General features: G+C 67.0%; 18 protein-coding genes and 1 pseudogene. 7 read left to right on the top strand and 12 right to left on the bottom strand.

Going from position 1 to position 17,553, the window contains the following annotated elements:
• Position 1 precedes the first annotated feature (1 nt).
• The 5 genes from ADL25_RS15005 to ADL25_RS48975 all read right to left on the bottom strand — a co-directional run bounded on the left by ADL25_RS15005 (position 2) and on the right by ADL25_RS48975 (position 2,648).
• A complete protein-coding gene (locus ADL25_RS15005; RefSeq protein ID WP_059128231.1) occupies positions 2-349 on the bottom strand; it encodes a CU044_2847 family protein in 348 nt (115 codons plus the stop codon).
• 215 nt (positions 350-564) lie between these two features.
• Positions 565-969 carry a tetratricopeptide repeat protein gene (locus tag ADL25_RS49760; RefSeq protein WP_059128230.1) on the bottom strand — a complete coding sequence of 135 codons (405 nt, stop codon included), beginning with the start codon at positions 967-969 and terminating at the stop codon, positions 565-567.
• 236 nt (positions 970-1,205) lie between these two features.
• The gene (locus tag ADL25_RS49755; protein ID WP_199839160.1) at positions 1,206-1,373 is read right to left on the bottom strand and encodes a hypothetical protein; all 168 of its coding nucleotides are present in this window, start codon (positions 1,371-1,373) and stop codon (positions 1,206-1,208) included.
• Positions 1,374-1,493: 120 nt separating this feature from the next.
• Positions 1,494-2,426, bottom strand: coding sequence for an aldo/keto reductase (locus ADL25_RS14990; RefSeq protein WP_059128228.1), 933 nt, complete (start codon positions 2,424-2,426; stop codon positions 1,494-1,496).
• Between the two features lie 48 nt (positions 2,427-2,474).
• On the bottom strand, positions 2,475-2,648 hold the full coding sequence (locus ADL25_RS48975) for a hypothetical protein (RefSeq protein WP_159044930.1): 174 nt from the start codon (positions 2,646-2,648) through the stop codon (positions 2,475-2,477).
• Positions 2,649-3,240: 592 nt separating this feature from the next.
• Between ADL25_RS48975 and ADL25_RS14985 the strand changes: the two genes are divergently transcribed.
• Positions 3,241-4,032 carry a hypothetical protein gene (locus ADL25_RS14985; RefSeq protein WP_059128227.1) on the top strand — a complete coding sequence of 264 codons (792 nt, stop codon included), beginning with the start codon at positions 3,241-3,243 and terminating at the stop codon, positions 4,030-4,032.
• 199 nt (positions 4,033-4,231) lie between these two features.
• Positions 4,232-6,136: a lamin tail domain-containing protein gene (locus ADL25_RS46115; RefSeq protein WP_199839159.1), complete on the top strand. Its 1,905-nt coding sequence runs from the start codon at positions 4,232-4,234 to the stop codon at positions 6,134-6,136.
• A 382-nt stretch (positions 6,137-6,518) separates the two neighbouring features.
• Here the strand turns inward: ADL25_RS46115 and ADL25_RS14975 are convergent, their stop codons facing one another.
• Positions 6,519-7,184 carry a TetR/AcrR family transcriptional regulator C-terminal domain-containing protein gene (locus ADL25_RS14975; RefSeq protein ID WP_267889249.1) on the bottom strand — a complete coding sequence of 222 codons (666 nt, stop codon included), beginning with the start codon at positions 7,182-7,184 and terminating at the stop codon, positions 6,519-6,521.
• A gap of 19 nt (positions 7,185-7,203) precedes the next feature.
• On the opposite strand from ADL25_RS14975, the gene ADL25_RS14970 reads away from it, so the two are divergent.
• Positions 7,204-8,466 (top strand): beta-ketoacyl-[acyl-carrier-protein] synthase family protein, encoded by a 1,263-nt coding sequence (locus tag ADL25_RS14970; protein WP_059128225.1) that lies wholly within the window; start codon positions 7,204-7,206, stop codon positions 8,464-8,466.
• Positions 8,467-8,654: 188 nt separating this feature from the next.
• Here ADL25_RS14970 and ADL25_RS52180 read toward each other — a convergent pair whose 3' ends face one another.
• Both ADL25_RS52180 and ADL25_RS46110 read right to left on the bottom strand, forming a co-directional pair.
• Entirely contained in the window at positions 8,655-9,014 is a 360-nt protein-coding gene (locus ADL25_RS52180) for an ATP-binding protein (protein ID WP_402525427.1), read from the bottom strand.
• A gap of 135 nt (positions 9,015-9,149) precedes the next feature.
• A pseudogene (locus tag ADL25_RS46110) lies at positions 9,150-10,383 on the bottom strand (PP2C family protein-serine/threonine phosphatase); the annotation flags it as partial.
• 1,046 nt (positions 10,384-11,429) lie between these two features.
• On the opposite strand from ADL25_RS46110, the gene ADL25_RS49750 reads away from it, so the two are divergent.
• Both ADL25_RS49750 and ADL25_RS14955 read left to right on the top strand, forming a co-directional pair.
• Positions 11,430-11,882 carry a hypothetical protein gene (locus ADL25_RS49750; RefSeq protein ID WP_181922980.1) on the top strand — a complete coding sequence of 151 codons (453 nt, stop codon included), beginning with the start codon at positions 11,430-11,432 and terminating at the stop codon, positions 11,880-11,882.
• A gap of 515 nt (positions 11,883-12,397) precedes the next feature.
• The gene (locus tag ADL25_RS14955) at positions 12,398-12,787 is read left to right on the top strand and encodes a hypothetical protein (protein ID WP_059128223.1); all 390 of its coding nucleotides are present in this window, start codon (positions 12,398-12,400) and stop codon (positions 12,785-12,787) included.
• Positions 12,788-12,977: 190 nt separating this feature from the next.
• Here the strand turns inward: ADL25_RS14955 and ADL25_RS14950 are convergent, their stop codons facing one another.
• The 3 genes from ADL25_RS14950 to ADL25_RS46105 all read right to left on the bottom strand — a co-directional run bounded on the left by ADL25_RS14950 (position 12,978) and on the right by ADL25_RS46105 (position 14,906).
• Entirely contained in the window at positions 12,978-13,133 is a 156-nt protein-coding gene (locus ADL25_RS14950; protein WP_159044929.1) for a hypothetical protein, read from the bottom strand.
• 140 nt (positions 13,134-13,273) lie between these two features.
• Positions 13,274-13,888: a hypothetical protein gene (locus ADL25_RS14945; protein ID WP_059128221.1), complete on the bottom strand. Its 615-nt coding sequence runs from the start codon at positions 13,886-13,888 to the stop codon at positions 13,274-13,276.
• 568 nt (positions 13,889-14,456) lie between these two features.
• A complete protein-coding gene (locus tag ADL25_RS46105) occupies positions 14,457-14,906 on the bottom strand; it encodes a hypothetical protein (protein ID WP_234380919.1) in 450 nt (149 codons plus the stop codon).
• A 235-nt stretch (positions 14,907-15,141) separates the two neighbouring features.
• On the opposite strand from ADL25_RS46105, the gene ADL25_RS14940 reads away from it, so the two are divergent.
• On the top strand, positions 15,142-15,411 hold the full coding sequence (locus ADL25_RS14940) for a barstar family protein (protein WP_059128220.1): 270 nt from the start codon (positions 15,142-15,144) through the stop codon (positions 15,409-15,411).
• Positions 15,412-15,509: 98 nt separating this feature from the next.
• Complete coding sequence (locus ADL25_RS14935; protein WP_059128308.1) at positions 15,510-16,052, top strand: hypothetical protein; 543 nt, start codon at positions 15,510-15,512, stop codon at positions 16,050-16,052.
• 198 nt (positions 16,053-16,250) lie between these two features.
• Here the strand turns inward: ADL25_RS14935 and ADL25_RS14930 are convergent, their stop codons facing one another.
• Positions 16,251-16,877, bottom strand: coding sequence for a hypothetical protein (locus tag ADL25_RS14930; RefSeq protein WP_059128219.1), 627 nt, complete (start codon positions 16,875-16,877; stop codon positions 16,251-16,253).
• Between the last annotated feature and the right edge of the window lie 676 nt (positions 16,878-17,553).

Genomic DNA, 17,553 nt, shown 5'->3' with positions numbered 1-17,553 from the left:
GTCACTCCTCCACGGCGTCCCGCTGCCGTCCGGTGTCCTCGTGGCGCCAGGTCATCTTCACCTTGAGGTGGCAGCCGACGCCGGTCTTCGTGATCACAGCGCCCGCCTCGACGGCGAGATCAACACCGAACTCGACCTCCACCTCGTCGGGGCCTGCCTCCCGGAGTCGGCGCAGCACACTGCGTGCCGTGTCGGTCACGGGACCGAGTGCCGCCTCCAGCGTCACGGGCAGGTTCTGGACGGTCTGCGCCATCCGGCCCGCCTTCACCGGCCCGCCGACCTCGGGCGACGCCTCGATCAGTACCGATCCGCCGCCCTCCAGCTCCAGCCGGGCGAGCCCCTCGACCATGACCCCAACTCTCCTACGGTTTACGGTTGTTAGCACCCTCTCACGGGGGCGCGACGTAACACCAGGTGCCCCTGTGCGCAGAGCGCCCATTGCTTGGGTTTCATTCCCGAGAACAGTCGGGACGCATCACCCACCAACAAGCCTGACCAACCGCTACGAGGAACCGGCGCCCGCGTCCGGAGCTTCGGGCGGAGGATCCGCGGCGGTGATATGGGTCAGCAAATCCCGCGCTTCGCGGATGCGTGGATGTGTGGGATGGAGGAACTGCTCGCACTCCTGCCTGCCTGACGAGCCATCACTTCGGCCTCGTCGCGGCGGCCCAGACCGTTCAGAGCCGCGGCGATGACCGTGGCCGACTGCCCGCTCCCGGCGCGGGACGCGGGCGGCGTCGGCTGTCGGGACTCGGCGAGCGCCTCCTCGTACCGGCCCTGCCCGTTCAGGCTGCGCACCAGGAGAGACCGCAAGTACGCGGCTCTGTTCTCCGTCGCGCGGGGCAGATTGCCGCGCGCGACGGCCTCCGCCTCCTCGAATCGGCCCTGTCCGCACAGGGCTTCCGCCAGACACGCCGGAGCGGACAGCTCGAGGTCCGCCACCTGGGTGAGATGGGCCAGACGGGTCACCTCACGCAGGACGCCGGCGGCCTCGGACTCCGCGTTCGCGTACCGCTCCTGGCCGAGGAGAACGACCGCGCGATTGACCCCACCACCAGCAGAAGGGTCCGGCGGCTGCCGCTCGTCTGTTGCAACGCCGCTGTCAGCGCCTCCAGTTCGGGCAGCACGTGCTCCCTGCGTCCGTGCAGCACCGCGGCCGTCAGGGCGAACGTCCTCGCCATCCACACCGGCTCGGGACTTCGGTCTCAGACGCGCGGCGGCCGGGTCGCGAGGGCCTGCGCCCGGGCTTCGACTTCTTCGTACTCGCCCGTCGCGAACTGGTCCAGGAGACCGCGGAAGACCGTCGCCTGTGCACGGGAGATCCCGCCCGCAGCCCGCCCGAACAAGCCGATTTTCCTCTGCGTGAACTCCACGCGGTGGGACCTTACGGGCCCGCCTCGGTCCGTGCCTTCGGGGGGCCGGGCAGGGGGCTTCGGTGTCGGGGGTGCTGCGGCGTCGTCCTGTCCGGCAGGGACGTGAGGCCGGGACGGCGGTCAGGGCACGATGTAGCCGGCGGCGCGGAACAGTTCGTACCATTCTGCACGGGTCAGTGGCACGTCCGACCCAAGGGCGGAGTCCGCGACACGCTGCGGTGTGGTGGTACCGATGACCACCTGCATCCGGGCGGGGTGCCGGGTGATCCAGGCCGTCGCGATCGCCAGGGACGGCACATCGTACTTCGCCGCCAGGCGGTCGATGACGGCGTTGAGTTCGGGGTGGCTTGCCGAGCCGAGGAACGGGCCGTCGAAGAAGCCGGCCTGGAACGGTGACCAGGCCTGCACGGTGATGTCGTGCAGCCGGCAGTAGTCCAGGAGACCGTCGTCACGGCTGACCGACTGCTCCAGGCCCTGCATGTTGGCCGCGACACCCTGCGCGACGAGCGGGGCGTGCGTGATGGACAGCTGGAGCTGGTTCACCACCAGCGGCTGGCTGACGTGGCGGCGCAGCAGGTCGATCTGCCGGGGGGTGTGGTTCGAGACACCGAAGGCCCGTACCTTGCCTGCCGTGGCCAGCTGGTCGAAAGCGCGCGCGACCTCTTCGGGTTCGACCAGGGCGTCGGGGCGGTGCAGCAGCAGGATATCGAGGTAGTCGGTGCCAAGAGCCTTGAGTGAACCGTCCACCGACTCGAGGATGTGCTCGTAGGAGAAGTCGAAGTACGGGCCTTCGCGGACGATGCCCGCCTTCGACTGGATGATCAGCTTTTCGCGCTGCGAGGCGCTCAGTTGCATCGCCTCGGCGAAGCGGCGCTCGCAGCCGTGCAGCTCACTGCCGTACACGTCGGCGTGATCGAGGAACGTGATGCCCGCGTCCATCGCAGTGGCGAGGAGTTCGCGCACCTCCTCGTCGCTCTTGTCCTGGATGCGCATCAGGCCGAGCACGATGTTCGGGACGACCATGTCGGTGCCGGGCAGGGTGAAAGTCTTCACGATGGAGTCCTTGTCGGAGTGTGGTGTTCGGTGCCGGTACGGGGCGTCTCAGGCCGCCGTCAGGTGGGACATCTGTTCGCGGGCGAGTATGACGTCGGTGGCGGCCACCGAGTCACGGATGCCTACGGGGCGTGAGAACCCGGGGATCGGGACGACCGCGGGTGTGAGGGCAAGCTCCCAGGCCAGGGTCACGCGGTAGACGCCGATCGTGCGTTGCTTCATCGGATATCTACTCCGGTAGTGGAAGACAGGTGGTCAGAGGTCTTCTCGCACGGAAGGCCGGCCCTGCCCGAGCCTAGGAACAGCTGATCCAGAAGTCCAACAGCCGTTGGTCATGACATTGAGAAATGGAATGGATAAATGGGTCTGCGGCAGATGCATACGTGCTTGCGCCCGCCGAGGAGCGCCACGTCACTTGGGCAGCGGAACTCGAGGGAATGTGGCAGTCGGGTCCATCGGTCGCCGTCCGTGGCCTCGGCGACATCGGCCTTGCGCGGTGACCACCACGCCCTCAGGCCCTGTCAGGAGCCAGGTCGTCAGTGAGAAGTGCGGGGCTCTGTGGGCTGGACCGTGAATGGCTGAGGGTCTCATGACCCGTGGGTGGGACTTGCCGCCGCACGGAGTGTGGTCGCCTACGGCGTCGTGCACCGCACCGCGGTGGTACTGACCGCCGTGATCGCGCACCGTACTGGGGGTGAAATGTCTCCGAACATTGGGGCAACCACGACCGGCCTCTGAGGGTCTAGGGAGCGTGACACATCATCAGGTTCGCCATGAAGAGACGGCGGACCCGACGATCCCGAAGGGGGATTCCATGCGCATTCGCCCGGCCACCGCCGCCGTATTCCTTGCCACCGCCCTCTCCGCGACAGTGAATCCTGCATCCGCCCAAGCGGCGGACCGAGCGGCATCCAGCGACACGACGTTCTCGAAGGTCGTCGTCAACGCCGGTGAGGACATCGTGCTCGGCCTGACCACCAGAAAGACCATCACCATCGCGTGGACGGTGAAGGATCCCGACGGTGTCGCCGCTTCCTGGGCCTACCTGTGGCACGGACCCAACACCGACGACGCCGACGGCATCCTGCCGACCTACCCGCCGGCGGGCAAGTGCACGGTGTCGTCCACCGATCGCACCACCTCCATCTGCAAGGTGAGCTTCGCCGTGGACGCCGCGCGGGACGTCGACGACAACGACCTCGCCGGCACCTGGAAGGTGCTCGCCGAAGCACAGGACGTCAACGACGACTGGACAGCCGTCGACGTCGTCACCACAGTCCGGATCAAGCGGTACGCCAAGGTGACGGTGAACGCCTCGCCCGAGCCGGTGAAGAAGGGCAAGAGCATCACGGTCACCGGCAAGCTGACCCGCGCCAACTGGGAGAGCGGCACCTACACCGGTTACGAGGGTCGGCCGGTCCAACTGCAGTTCCGGAAAAAGGGCAGCACCACCTACACCACCCTGAAGACCGTCACGAGTGGCAGGAAGGGAGCGCTGAAGACCACCACCAAGGCCGGAACCGACGGCTACTTCCGCTTCCGCTTCACCGGCACCACCACAACCGGACCGGCCACGGCAGCCGGCGATTTCGTCGACGTCAGATGACGGTGACGGTGGCATCGCCTTGCATGTGCCCATCCACGCACGGCATTTCGGCGACGAGCAGGCGACATTCAGCTGGAGTACACGCCGATTCAAGGTCCGATCATCAGAGTTCGACCTCGTGTCTACTTCTCATTCGCGTATCGGCCTTGCCTCCGTATGCGCCGCGTCTTTGACGTTCTCGGGACTTGTCTTCACAGGGATGCTTGCCGCGCAGCCCGCGGCTGCCGCGGACCCTGCCGGATACCAGAATGTTCGGATCAACGAGGTCACCTCGTCGAACAACGACACGGTAGAGCTGTACAACGCCGGTTCGACCGCGGTGAGCATCAGCGGCTGGAAGATGTCCGACGACAGCTTCTCGCCGCAGTCGTTCAGCCCGTCCTCCACCACCATCCCGGCGGGAGGCTTCGTCACCTTCAACTCGCCCAAGGGGCTGGGTGACTCGGACAAGCTGGTGATCTACACGTCCGACGGCACGGTGGTCGACCGCGTCGAGTGGGCCACCGACAAGGCGAAGCCGGCGATGGCGCGCTGCGGCGGCGACGGAACCGGGGCGTGGGTGACCGTGACCGCGGCGACCACGTTCGGCGCTGCCAACGGCGCCGGGTGCCCGTCGTCGGTTCCGGAGGCGAGCCGGGTGCGGGTCAACGAGGTCACCTCGAACGGCGCGGACACCGTCGAGCTGCACAACGGCGGAGCGAGCGCGGTCAGCATCGGGTCGTGGAAGTACGTCGACAACGACACCAGCCACTCCCCGGCCTCGATCTCGTCCTCCTCGCCGAGCGCGACCAGCATCCCCGCCGGCGGCTACGTCACGTTCAACTCCACCATCGGCCTGGGTGACAACGACTCGCTGTTCCTCCTCGACAACAACGGCAACACCATCGACTCGGTGACCTGGGCGACCGATGGTGCCAAGCCGTCCGCCGAGCGGTGTGCCGACGCCATCGGATGGTTCCAGACGTCCACGAGTGCCACGCTCGGCAGCGCGAACTCCTGCTCGGGCTCCGGCGGAAACCCCGGCGGAGACCCCGGTGGTGGCACGGGCCACCTGTTGGGCGGCGGTGGCTCGCTCACCAAGAACTGTGCCCCCGAGGCGCCCTCCGGCACGGGTTCCCGCCCGTCGGGCACGCTGGCGTGGCCGGGCGGCCTGGATGTCACGATCGCCGACAATGTCTGCGCGTTCACCACGTCCACGGGCCCGGAGGGCCGTGACCTGAGCGGCCTGGCGTTCGACCCGGCCAACCCCTCGGTGCTGTGGGCCTCCAAGAACAAGAACTGGCTGTACAAGCTGGTCAAGAGCAACGGCAAGTGGATCCCGGACCCCTCGTGGAGCGCCACCGGCAAGCAGATCCGCTTCTCGGGCGGCTCCGGCGAGCCGGACTCCGAGGGACTGACGGTCGGCGCCAACGGCCACATCTACGTGAGCTCCGAGCGCGACAACACCAAGAACACGGTCCCCAAGGACACGATCATGGAGTTCGACCCGGCATCGACCGGATCGACGCTGACCCCGATTCACCAGTGGGACATGACCTCGCAGTTCCCGCAGCTCAACACCGGCGACAAGGACGACGCCAACCTGGGCTTCGAGGGTGTCGGCTACGTGCCCGACAGCTGGCTGACGGCGAACGGCTGGATCGACCCGCTCACCCACGCCGCCTACAACCCGGCGAACTACCCGCTGCACGGGTCGGGCCTGTTCTTCGCCGGCCTGGAGTGGGACGGCACGCTGCACGTCTACGGCCTCAACTCCGACGGAACGTTCACCACGTTCGGCACGATCGCCACCGGCAAGGCCTCGGTGATGGATGTGTCGTTCGACGCCGGAACCCAGCGCCTCATCGCGACGTGCGACAACACCTGCGGTGAGACGCACACGTTCATGAAGATCAACGCCAGTGGCGCGATCGTTCCGGACGTGACTTACACCGACCCCGCCGTCATGCCGACCGACAACCTGGAGGGCTTCGCGATCGCCCCGTCCTCGAGCTGTGTCAACGGCTCCCGCGAAGCCGTCTGGACCGACGACGGCGTCTACGGCTTCGGCTCCGGAAGCTCCTCCTACGGACACGCCCTCTACAGCGGCACCTTCCCCTGCTGACACCGACCGCACCAGCACGACCGCGAACAAGTCCGCCGGCACCCTGCGGTAATGCGGGGGCCGGCGAGGCGTCCGGGCCCGGGCTCGACGGGGACGACGGCGCTGTGCAGTGAGCACGCCACGGCCGCACAGGCGGCAAAGGGGTGGCCTCCCGCCGGGAGGCCACCCCTTCCGTTCCGCCATCTCCTACAGGCCACCCTCACCCATCCCCGCACTCCCGAGCACTGGCGCACGCCCCTCGCCGAACGCCGCCGCATCCTGGACCGCTCTTGCTCTAGCCGCAGCAGTGGAGTTCGCCGGCGACGGCGAATTTGCCGACCGCGACAAGGCCACCGTCGTGTGGGAACCGCGCACGTCGTCGCCGTCGGCCCGTTCGACTGAGCTAGCCGGGTTCGGGTTCGTCGTGGATGGTCAGTGCTCCGGCGAGGTCGAGGTCGGCGACAGTGCCGTGTGCTCCGGCGCGGACGAGCAGAACTGCGCCGAGCGCGGTGCTCCAGAACGTCCTGGCCTCCACGTCGAGCGGTCGATGGGCCCTCCAGCCACGACCGTCGATGAGTTGGCTCACGAAGCGCTCGGATTGCCGGAACAGCAACTGGAGGTGCTGGTCGATCACGGGGGCGAGTTCGGGCTTGGAGATCCCAGCGGCGAGTGCTCGCGCGACTGACGGGAGCGAGGGCATGGCCAGTACGGCGCGGGCGACGTTGCGGCGAAATGTCGCCGCATCGGGGGCTTGGCGACCGATGCGCTCAATCCGTCGGGCGTCGTGCAGCAAGCCGAGAAAGGCGGCGTGCACGAGCAGCGAGTCCTTGGAGCCGAAGTGGTAGGTGACCTGATTGGGGAAGGCGCCTGCCGCGTTCGCGATCTCCGCGACGCTCACCTCGGCGCCGGGCCGCTCCTTGCAGAGCCGTGCAGTTGCCTCAATCAGCCGGCGCCTCGTTGCGTGACCGCGGTCGCGCGACCGAGCCGACGTTGATCGAGCTTCGGTTCGCTTCTCCTCCACGCCGAAATTGTATGTGATACAACAAGGCTTTGTTCGCTTGTATCGCATACAAGAAAGGTCGAAGGGCATGCACCGGACTGAAGTCGTCGTGACCGGACTCGGCGCGATCACACCACTGGGGGCAGATGCGGCGTCCACCTGGGACGCCCTGCTTGCCGGCGAGTCCGGTATTCGCGGCGGCGTCCTGCACGGCCACGGGGACGCCGGCCTTCCCGACACCGTCGCGGGGACGATGGCGATCGACCCCGCCGAGTTGCTGCTGCCGGTACAGGCCAGGCGGCTCGACCGCTCGCAGCAGGCGGCCTTCGCCGCAGCGGCCGAAGCCTGGGCCGATGCCGGCGCCCCAGAGGTGGACCCGAACCGGCTCGCATCGGCGATCGGCACGGGCATCGGTGGCGTACAGACGCTGCTGAAGGAAGACGACGTACTGGAAACGGCCGGGACCCGGCGCGTCTCGCCACGCACGGTCCCCATGCTCATGCCCAATGCAGCGGCGGCGCTGATCAGTATCGAATACGGTGCACGGGCCGGGGTCTACACACCCGTCTCTGCATGCTCCTCCGGTGCCGAGGCGATCGCCCTGGGAGCCAGGCTCATCCGCGCCGGCGAGGCGGACATGGTCATCGCGGGCGGGACCGAGGCCGCGATCACCCCGATCACCGTCGCCGGCTTCGCCCAGGCACAAGCACTGTCGCGGCACACCGCCGAACCCGCCTCAGCGTCCCGGCCGTTCGCCGCGGACCGCAGCGGATTCGTCCTCAGCGAAGGCGCCGCCGTCGTGGTGCTCGAAAGCGCCGAGCATGCCAGCGCCCGTGGCGCGCGCGTCCACGCGGTGCTCGCAGGCGCCGGCATCGCCGCCGACGCTCACCACATCACGGCGCCCGCTGCCGACGGCTCCGGCCAGATCTCGGCCATGCGAAAGGCCCTCGCGCAAGCCGGTTTGGCTCCCGAGCAGATCAGCCACATCAACGCCCACGCCACCGGAACTCCGGTCGGCGACGTCGCCGAGGCGCACGCGATCGGGCAGGTCTTCGGCCGCGCCACCGTGACAGCCCCCAAGGCGGCGCTCGGCCATCTCTTCGGTGCCGCCGGCGCGATCGAAGCGCTCATCGCCATCCTCAGCGTGGAGCACGGCGTCATCCCGCCGACCCGCAATCTCACCACGGCCGGCGTCGGTCCCGACATCGATCTCGATGTCGTCGCAGAGCGACGAGGCATCCCCCAGGAGGCCGTGCTCAGCAACTCCTTCGGCTTCGGTGGGCAAAACGTCTCACTCATCGTCACCGGCACACGGCATCACGCGTCCCGTACAGCCCCGACCACACCATGACCCACGCGAACCACCATCGTCTGTGGAGGGGCGCCGCCGATTGACGCTCAAGGCGGCGCAGGCACAGGCGGACACAATGGGGGCATCGCATGGCTGATGTCGGGCAGCGACGGCCCCCGCATCGGCGGCCGGCGTGTCCCCCTGCAGTGGAGCATGCCCGACGCTCGCGACGGAGAGGGATGGGCCGGTTACTCCTTGCGCGCACGTGGTGTGCCGGAGGCGTGTCCGTGTGAGGGTGCGGAGTCCAGGTCTTGTTCGGCCCAGACGACTTTGCCGCCCGATTCCGAGCGGGCGCCCCATCTGCGGGACAGCTGGGCGACCAGGAAGAGGCCGCGGCCGTTTTCGTCGATGGCGCGTGCGTGACGCAGATGGGGGGAGTTGGCACCGGTGTCGAATACTTCGCAGGTCAGGACTTGGTGCTGGATCAGACGCAGTCCGATCGGGCCGGTGCTGTGGCGGACGGCGTTGGTGACCAGTTCACTGACGATCAGTTGTGTGCGGTCCCGGAGATCTTCCAAGCCCCATTCGGTCAACCGGCGGGCTGCCATGTGCCGGGCGTTGCCGACAGCGGTCCGGTCGTTCGGCAGCGTCCAGGAGGCGACCTGGGCGGGGCTGAGCGAGAGCGTCCGTGCCAGTAGCAAGGTGAAGTCGTCGGATGAAGCCTGACCCGGGAAGGGCTCTGTGGCTCTGGCGCACAGGTCTTCCAGGGAGCGACTGGGTTGTGCCAGGGCGGTGCCAAGGCAGCGCATTCCCACGTCGATGTCGTCGTCGCGGGTTTCGATCAGGCCGTCGATGTACAGGGCGAGCAGACTTCCCTCGGGCAGTTCCAGCTCCACGGCCTCGAAGGGGATGCCCAGGCCGATGCCGAGTGGGTCCGGTCGGCAGGTCGGGGAAGGTGACCCGGCCCTGCGGGCCGATGATCGCGGGCGGGGGGTGCCCGGCCCGCGCCGTGGTGCACCGGCGGGTGATCGGGTTGTAGACGGCGTACAGACAGGTGGCGCCTACGACCGTGGGGATCTGGTGCGCGGCATTGGCGTCCTCCTCGGCCAGTCGCTGGAACGTGTCATCGAGATGGGCCAGCAGTTCGTCGGGAGGCAGCTCCATGTTGGCGAGCGTGCGTACGGCGGTGCGGAGCGTGCCCATGGTCGCGGCGGCGTTGATGCCGTGTCCGACCACATCACCAACGACGAGGCCCACCCGGGCGCCGGACAGCGGGATGACGGCGAACCAGTCGCCTCCGACGCCGGCTTCCGCGTCGGCCGGCAGATAGCGCCAGGCCACCTCGACCGCCGCGCCCCCCGTCAAACGGTGGGGGAGCAGGTTGCGTTGCAGCGCGAGGGCTGTGGTGTGTTCGCGGGCGTATTGGCGAGCGTTGTCCAAGGAGAGCGCGGCCCGGGTGACGAGCTCCTCGGCGAGGAGCAGGTCATCCTCGCGAAACGGAACGGGGTGCTCCGTGCGCAGAAACACCGCGACACCCAGGACGGCGCGCCGCGCAATGATGGGCACGATCATCAGGGAGTGCATCCCATACTCTCGGATCTTTTGCACCCGCGCTGGGTCGTGGTCGATCCATGTACCGGGGGAGGCGTCCGTCACCGGTTCCAGATGGGACCTTCCCGTGTGGAGAACGTTGGCGAGCGGCGAGGTCGGAGGGACGAAGTCAGTCTCCCCTTGCACACGGGACGACTCCGGGGTTCCAGGGCGGATCGAGGCCTGACCTGCACGGAGGAAAACGGAAGGGCGACCACTCGTCCTGTCGATTCGAGTCGGGGGCTCTTCGCCGAACCCAGCGAAAAAACTCGATGGCTCCCTCCACGCCCCGGCGGTAGACGCCCAGGCCGGAACCGTGCCCGGCGCCGCTACGGGAGATGTGCGGCGTGATCCGCAGGGCGCGGACCTGGTCGCGGTATCTGTCATGGTCGTGGCCGCGATCTGCGTAGATCCGGTCCGGGTGCCGGCGACCGCGTTTGCCACGGACCGGCGGGACAGCCTGGATCAGAGGGTCAGTTGGGTGAAGTCGGGAACATGATCACGCGGTCTTCGGTCATGTCGCAGGCCCGACTCGTCCTGCGTGTGCGTGGGGAGGGCTGCACACCAAATACGTAACCGCGACACGGGGTGGGTGCGTTGGATCTGCATGTGCCATCCGGATGGTGCCCTGTTGATACGGAGTGTCCAGTTCGGAACCACCGTGGCAATATCCGTCACTTCAGGGCGCCGAGCAGTGTGTAGAGAGTTTGTCCTCAATTCGTGTTCATGTCTGCACGGATGAGCAACCTGTGCGTTTGACTCCACCGGTGGGAAAGTCGATGGATTGGATGATCGGTGCGCTCCGTAATTCCATCCGTTGTGCCGCCAGGGTCGCGCGAAGATATCCGGGAACCTGTGTCGTACTCCTGCGCTCGAGGCCCACCTTGTGTTTTCAGCGGGGCCCGCCCCCTTGCTGAACCTCCATGCGAAGGGGACTTTCACATGAACTCCGCGCGGTGAGCAACTCAGTCGTCCTGGTGCAGGCCGACGCAGTCAAGCATGAGGCCCTGAGCTTCAGCGGCGAGTGCCACCAGGTCGGCGTCTTCGCCGCCTTCTGAGAGGCAGCCCGACTGCCTACTGCTGAGCTGTCGGAAGTTGTCGACGTTGCTCATCGTCGAGTGCCCGTTCATGGCCCCGAGACGGCCAGGGGGCGCTCATGCATTGGCAGCGTCGCCGCCTTAACGGCCGGTTCGGCTGCGGAGCAGGTCGGCATAACGACCGTTTTCTCCGTCGCTTGTGCGGAGCGGGTGCGGCAGCGGTTTCGTGAAGGTCGGGTGGTGAATCTGAATCGATGCCTCGGAATCAGTGTGAACTTTCTGGATCCAATGGGCGATCCAGAAAGGTCAACGGGGTGGTGTCGGGTGAATCTGCTGCAAGGGCGGCCGAAATCCCGCGGCTTGTTTTTACCTCAGCGTCTGAGGTAGGCAAGTGGCGTGAACAATCATCCCCATGGCACACAGCCGGCGCATGATCCCTACGGGAGCAACCGTAGCCACGGAGATCACCCTGGCTATCAAGAGAGCTATCCCGGCGGACGGAGCGACTACGCCTACTCGAACCCGACGCCCAGCAGCGCTCCGCGCCGTCAGCGCCGTCAGCGCCGTGAGGGCGAGAGCCGGGACCGCGCGGCGCTCGTCATCCACACGATCGGCGACATCGCCGCCGGCTTCCTCGCTTTGTGGATCTTGCTCTACATGCTGGACGCGAACCAGTCCAACGGCTTCGTAGAGTTCGTCCGCGGCGTGGCCGAGTGGCTGGCCGGCTGGTCGCAGGACATCTTCACCATGGACACCGAGGGCCTTCGTGTTCTTCTCAACTACGGCCTGCCCGGGCTGGTTTACCTGGGCGTGGGGCACGGCATCGCGGCATGGGTGCGCCGCCTCTGAGCCGAGGGAACTGGAGAAGCGGGACGAACGCGAGGACCGCCCGTGACCCGCTCGGCGTGAAGGAGAGCGATCCCCGGCTGAGAGCCATCCGTCGGCTCCGTGCCTGGATCAAGGCCCTTGAACGGCGAGGACAGCGGGCAGCTCAGTGGGCGGATCGCGGATTTTCCTACCATGCACCGACTCCCGCGCGCCTCGTTCGCGGCTTGGCCTCACGGCACGAACAGGTTTCCCGCCAACTGGTGCTCCAGAAGGTAAATCATGGCTTCCAGCGCCTGAGCGGGGTGCCCACGAACGGCCGGCGCCCCCGATACTCCCGGATGCCACATCCTCCGATCGCAGAGTCCTGGCCGGGTGCTGGGGTAAGGAGAAGGCTCGGATTGCCTCTGGCGTGCGCATCCGGGGCTGTCGCCAGTGCCCAGCCTTGACGTACTCGATCCGCATGTGGCCGATGTACTCAGGTGGAGGTGAGTACCTGACCTCTGGCCGGTGATGGGGTGAGCCGAAACGCTTGGGGCATGCGCCAAGGAATAGTGAAACCCGTTCGCCATCTCCTGCCGATCCTCGCGCTGGCTGGGGTGTCGCTGGCGCTGTGGGCTGCTTGGCTCGGCTGGGACCAGCATCGTGACGTGCAACCAGATGGCACGACGACCGGCCCGTACGGGGCGTGGCAGGTGATCGGGCTGCTACTGACGCTGCTGGCAGTGGTCTACTGGGCAGCATCCCGGCGCTACATCGCCGGCGCTGTGATCGGCACCACGGCCGGCCTCACCATTGCCGCCTATTTCGACTGGTCGGACGACTCCAGTGGCCTCTTCATGGTCGGCGTCGGGATGGTCATGATGGGGAGCCTTGTTGTGACGGCCGTTGCTTGCGCCGTGATCGCCTCTGCGAAACGAGACGGATGACGGATCGGAGCTTGACGCACGCTGAGTCGCTCCCGGCAGTCACTACTGGTTTCGGTGTGGGACTGCTCAATTGCCGTCAGAGACACGAAACGCCCTGGAGCGAAGATCCCCTTGGGCGCTTTGTCGGTGACACCTGGCTGAATTCCAACCTGCGGTCGAGCGGCGTCCACGCCCTTACCGGCGAGCTGTCTCACGTAACAGACTGCTCATCGTCGGTCGTCACCTCTTCAGTGGCGCGCTGTGCGGGAGAGCAGGCATGGTAGCGAGCCGGCGCGCGCCGTAGTTCCTCCAGTTCGACGTCCGGCAGGCTGCAGCCCCGGGCGAACTTCAACACGTCGTCCGCCACGACGCGCAGCTTCGTGCTCCGCACCTTCGAACTTTTCCGGGCGCCGGACAAGCGGCGGTGATCCGGTCGCTCCAGGTCCGAGCCGTTTCCGCGGGCCAGGCTCCATGCGACGGGAGACCCGCTGTCGCCTGTGGATGCTGCTACCGGGACATGGTGCCCGCAGCGTGGGAGCTGACCGGAGCCGGCTGTTTGGTGCGGGGTCTGCGGCGCACCGTCCCGAAGGGCTTGACAGAAGAAATCACCACGGTCGCGATCAGTACGCCGCAGGCTGCGGCCGAATCGCGGACCAGCCCGGTGGCGTCGGCGACGGGATGCCGGGCCAGCGCCGCCGAGGCTGCCGTCCCCAGGCCCGGAACCAGCACGAACGTGGCCAGGACGGTGCCTCCGGCCGTCACCGCGAGGCTTATCACCACCCACCAGTGGCGCAGCAGGCCCCAGGGCGTGAGCAGGCCCAGCGCGACGCCGGTGGCCAGGGCCAGCACGGCCAGCGGCAAGAGCAGCAGTTCGCCGATCAGGTGGGCGGCCGGGTAGACGGTGACCGGGTCGCTGCCCAGTCGCCCCGCCGAGGCCAGGGCCAGCACGGCGGCGTCGCTGCCCAGCAGCCCGACCGAGACCGTCACGTGTGCGGCCCGTAGCGCCTTGCGCCACCGCGGCGGCAGCAGCGTGCCGCGGCGGCGGGTGCGGCGCGCGTTGTGCGGGTGCGGCGTTTGGGTGGTGGGAGCGAACGGGGCGGGGTCCTGCGACGGGGTGTCCACGAGCCTCGCGTCCTCCGTGTCCGGTGTGTGTCCTGTCGGGGGCGAACGTCGCCTCCGATCCTGGACTCGGGTCGTGCAGACGTCGTCCTCCCCGGGGCGGCACACCGCCTACTACGGGGGAAGTAGCGGGGAGCCGTAGGACACCCCGTCAACAGGCCGGACCTGCTCCGGGGTACCAAACCATCTCAACGCCCCAGCGGCATGCGCACGAACCTGCGAGTCCTGTCGGTGCCGCATGCAAGACAGCCTCCCTGTTTCATCATTGGGGGATCGATGGACGAGATGGGACGAGTAGTCCTTGCCGCTGGGCATCTGGCACTCAAACCACGAGGCCCTCGGTGGGTCCGTACCTGACTGTGTGTTTTGGACGCCGTCTTCTCCACCAACGCCCACTACGAGCGACACACAGCCCCAACCTGCCATCGCTACGCGGCCTGGGCAGGCATCTCAGTTCCGCTGTCACGTAGCGCGCAGTTCCCCCGTCCCCGACCAACTCAGGCAGGTCACGCGCCTGCGCTCGTCCACGTGGTGTCACTCGCGCACAAATGGTCCACGACCGACAAGGTGGTCACCCGCCAGTCGCCGGCCCTTCCGCCCGGCGGCGCACGTCGCGCAGAAGACGGATCACCAGTAAGCGATGGATGCGGGAGCCGATGACGATCAAGCGATAGACCCGCCCATGGGGCCAAGGGAACGCCGCATACGTCGAAGCGCTGAGCAACGTCCCGCCGGGGTGTTCGGCGAGGGTGAGTAGCAGCTCGTAGCGGGAAAAGTGGTGACATCCCGTCAATCGGAGACGGTGCCCAGGGACGGCTTCGGCTACGCGGAAGCCCGGGAGCGTCGCGCCCTTGGCGATGGACTCACCGGAGGTCCGATTCGGTGAAGCACCCAGCAAGCGGACGAACGTTTCGGAGCCGGCAAACTGCGGGACCTGTGCAGCCAGAGCACTCCAAACCACGAAAGCCGGAGCAGACACGAGCACGCGATGCTCGTCAACGAACGGCAGTGCTTCGGTCACTCCCCTCACCCCCGTCCGGCTTCAGACGCATCCACGATTGCCCCCGTTCACGCCGCCGCCTCACGACACTCTCTGCGGACGACCTTCGCTTTACAAATTCGTTCTCCACCCTATGCAGCTGGAGCCCGCCTCATGGACCGGTGCCGTACGCAACTGCTGGTCGCCGCCGCCGTCCGCTGTCGTTGATGTCACTCGTGGATGTCAGAACGGTGCAACCACGTGTAAGCATGTCGCCGTGATCACCATCGATGTCAGCGAGGTGAGCGACGAGCGCTCTCTCCACCTGCTTCTGATGCGGGAGCTGGACTTCCCGGAGTTCTACGGCATGAACTGGGCCGCCTTCTGGGACGCAATCACCGGACTGGTCAGCATCCCAGACCATGTGCGCTTTCTCGGCTGGGATCAGCTTGCCGCCGACGTTCCCCGCGGGGCCGCCATGCTTCGCCGCGCGCTCGACGACTACCAAGCCACGTATCGCCCGGAGTTCGTCGCTGAGTATGCCTAGCGATGAGCAATTTCCGGGCTTCGGCATGACCCTTTCAGGCCTTGGCCAGCCCTTTCATGACGTGCGGCAGAGCCGGTCGCGGCGCACACTTCTTCGCCGTGGAGATCATCAAGGGCGAGCTGCAGCGTCTTCGGTCCGGTCTTGGGGCCGATGACGGCCGACAGCAGCCGTTTCTCGTACGTGGCCGGTTCACCGCCGAGGATCCGGCGCGGGTCATCGCGAATGCCCGCGCTGTGCTGGCGTGTGTGCTCCAGCAGACGAGTGACTGGCCGGCGCTCGAGCGATGGTCGGAGCTGCTGCCGACGGGGTTCGTGCAGCGTTGCGCGCCTGAGCCTGCGGACCCGGAGCCCGGCCGGCCATTCGATGCCGACGCCTGGTTGCAGAAGTGGCGGGCGATGACGTCCGAGCAGAAATCAGCGTTCAGCCAAGAGCCTTGGACACTGTCGGACTGGCTCTACTACTTCGACCCGACCGATGAGGGCATAGGCCACGACCGCAGCTGGTGGTGGTGGGACGCCGGGTCCGATGAGTCAGGCAACGGCTGGGTTGAGGTGGCCACCACTGGCTGGCCGTTCGGCAGCGGTTCGCTGTCCTGGCTGATCGAGGCCAGCGGTGGCAGGGATCTCGCTTACGGGCCCTGACCTACAGGCGCATTCGGGGACATCCACCTTGTAAGGGCGGACGTGATCTGTGAGGGAGGTCCCCAGGTCACTCCGGCTGTCGTGGCTGCACAGGTGAATGGCGCATCTCGACTGCGGCAAGCCGTTGTTGACCGTGGCTGACCGCGTGATGTGGCACGACAGCGGCACGGGCGTCCAGGGCCACGATTCCACCGTTCGTCACTTCAGATGCATGGGGACGATCGGGAGCTGTTCCCTGTAGGGCCATGTGAAGGTGCGGTCAGGTTCTAGATGGGCGTCTCCCCAGTGGATGGCATGGATTCCGTTTTCGGCGTCAGCCGTGAAAAACACACAGACCAGCCTGGTGGAAGCTCCCAGCTCCTCGAACGCTTCGTGCAGCCCTCGGTACTCCTCGGTCGCCACGTCCTCATCGATGTCGAACAGACCTTCCGGAGGCTGCGGCCCGTGCGCTCGGAACAGCCGGTGCCGAGTGGGTGACGCATTGGCGGGCAGTCGGGCTCGGTCGAGGGGCCTCGGCTTGTCTGCGTACCGGAACGGAAAGAGTGCGTGATCGTTAATCACGGCGTACTCGTAGCCGCGCACGTCTCGCACGGCTTCCCCTAGCTCGCGCGCCGTCTCCGCCAGGTTCTCGCGTACGACGCCCGCAAGGGCGACACCGTACGGACTCCGCTTCTTGAGTCCCGCAGCGAGATGCGCGGCATGAGCCTTTCCGTGTGCCTCTGCCAGTTGCATCGGGACCGCAGCGGCAAGCGCGCCGGCGTGCCTCCCAAACCGCTCAACGGCCCAGGCCGACGGACCTGCCGGATAGCCACCCAACACCGACATGCAGCGTTCCCCTCCCCCCAGGCTTCGTCTCTGAACTGTGTGACACGTAGACGAAGGGCACACAAGGGGGCGATCCGGCCAGGGCGCGACCGGACCTGCTCCTTGCTCAGACCAGCCACAACTGATCGTCGGCGGCCGTGACGTGCCGCCGCCTAATCGATCAACGCCCTGACCTGCTGCTGAGCTCGGGGCATTTGTCGGCGTTGGTCACTATTGAGTGCCCTTCCACCGCCCGAGGACGGCCCGGAAGGGCGCTTGTGTCTGCCAGCGGGGAATCCTGTTCAGCGCTCCTACTGCTCCCAGTGCCGATGGTCGGCCCACCGGTCGATCTGGGCCTGGGCGACGGCTGCGCGGTTAGCGTTCTCGCCGGGCCGAAGAGTCCTGAGAAGCGTGCAGGCGCCGCGCCCAACATGAAGTTCCCGAAAGCGCCGGCTGGGTCGGCACTGCACCCCTACGGCGCTGTATTATTGATGTGTCGTCAGTTGAGACTAGGGGCAGGGGTTTGGGGTTCGACTCCCCTTGCGTCCTTCCTCGTACTCGCTTCGGCCGCGTTGGCATTGAGGTTCGTTGCACTGGTCCTAGTAGGGCTTGGTCAGGTCGGTTGTGGTGGTGCGTGTCCTGTGGGCTGGGTGTGGCGTTGAGTGTGCGTGACTCCGGACGAGATTGCTGTGGTGCG

The organism is Streptomyces sp. NRRL F-5122 (genome assembly GCF_001507435.1).
Taxonomy (GTDB): Bacteria; Actinomycetota; Actinomycetes; order Streptomycetales; family Streptomycetaceae; genus Streptomyces; species Streptomyces lannensis.
This window is presented reverse-complemented; position numbering and strand designations above follow the sequence as displayed.

Excerpts from the sequence above, each read along its gene's own strand:
- ADL25_RS15005 (WP_059128231.1), bottom strand. The coding sequence starts at position 349 with ATGGTCGAGGGGCTCGCCCGGCTGGAGCTGGAGGGCGGCGGATCGGTA.
- ADL25_RS52180 (WP_402525427.1), bottom strand. The coding sequence starts at position 9,014 with ATGGCAGCCCGCCGGTTGACCGAATGGGGCTTGGAAGATCTCCGGGAC.
- ADL25_RS14955 (WP_059128223.1), top strand. The coding sequence starts at position 12,398 with ATGCGCCAAGGAATAGTGAAACCCGTTCGCCATCTCCTGCCGATCCTC.
- ADL25_RS14985 (WP_059128227.1), top strand. The coding sequence starts at position 3,241 with ATGCGCATTCGCCCGGCCACCGCCGCCGTATTCCTTGCCACCGCCCTC.
- ADL25_RS46115 (WP_199839159.1), top strand. The coding sequence starts at position 4,232 with ATGCTTGCCGCGCAGCCCGCGGCTGCCGCGGACCCTGCCGGATACCAG.
- ADL25_RS14970 (WP_059128225.1), top strand. The coding sequence starts at position 7,204 with ATGCACCGGACTGAAGTCGTCGTGACCGGACTCGGCGCGATCACACCA.
- ADL25_RS14975 (WP_267889249.1), bottom strand. The coding sequence starts at position 7,184 with ATGCGATACAAGCGAACAAAGCCTTGTTGTATCACATACAATTTCGGC.
- ADL25_RS48975 (WP_159044930.1), bottom strand. The coding sequence starts at position 2,648 with ATGAAGCAACGCACGATCGGCGTCTACCGCGTGACCCTGGCCTGGGAG.
- ADL25_RS14930 (WP_059128219.1), bottom strand. The coding sequence starts at position 16,877 with ATGTCGGTGTTGGGTGGCTATCCGGCAGGTCCGTCGGCCTGGGCCGTT.